Source organism: Anaerococcus cruorum (genome assembly GCF_046365495.1).
Taxonomy (GTDB): Bacteria; Bacillota; Clostridia; order Tissierellales; family Peptoniphilaceae; genus Anaerococcus; species Anaerococcus cruorum.
This window is the reverse complement of record NZ_JBGMEH010000012.1, coordinates 1-891: the sequence shown is the minus strand read 5'-3', so window position 1 is coordinate 891 and position 891 is coordinate 1. Positions and strand designations below refer to the sequence as shown.

Genomic DNA, 891 nt, shown 5'->3' with positions numbered 1-891 from the left:
GTTTCACACTTGCGTGCGTACTCCCCAGGCGGAGTGTTTAATGCGTTAGCTGCGGCACCCAGATTTACTCCAGACACCTAACACTCATCGTTTACGGCGTGGACTACCCGGGTATCTAATCCTGTTTGCTACCCACGCTTTCGAGCATGAACGTCAGTGTTATCCCAGGGGGCTGCCTTCGCCATCGGTATTCCTCCACATCTCTACGCATTTCACTGCTACACGTGGAATTCTACCCCCCTCTGACACACTCTAGCTAGCCAGTTCAAAACGCAGTTCCCAAGTTGAGCTCAGGGATTTCACATCTTGCTTAACTAACCGTCTGCGCTCGCTTTACGCCCAGTAATTCCGATTAACGCTCGCACCCTACGTATTACCGCGGCTGCTGGCACGTAGTTAGCCGGTGCTTATTCTTTAGGTACCGTCATCAGTTAATGATATTAGCATCAACCTTTTCTTCCCTAACAAAAGTCCTTTACAACCCGAAGGCCTTCTTCAGACACGCGGCATGGCTGGATCAGGCTTTCGCCCATTGTCCAAAATTCCCCACTGCTGCCTCCCGTAGNNTAGGAGTCTGGGCCGTGTCTCAGTCCCAGTGTGGCGGATCATCCTCTCAGACCCGCTACTGATCGTCGCCTTGGTGGGCCCTTACCCCACCAACTAGCTAATCAGTTATTGGCCGCTCGAATAACGCAAGGTCCGAAGATCCCCTGCTTTCCTTCTCAAAGCGTATGCGGTATTAGCTATCCTTTCGGATAGTTATCCCCCATTACTCGGTACGTTCCAATATATTACTCACCCGTTCGCCACTCGCCACCAAGTACAAGTACTCGTGCTGCCGTCCGACTTGCATGTGTAAAGCATGCCGCCAGCGTTCGATCTGAGCCAGGA

The 891-nt window shown here is 52.2% G+C and carries 1 rRNA gene; it reads right to left on the bottom strand.

The annotated features are described in order from the left end of the window. Positions 1 to 891: ribosomal RNA gene (locus ACCQ40_RS08175) — 16S ribosomal RNA — on the bottom strand; the annotation flags it as partial.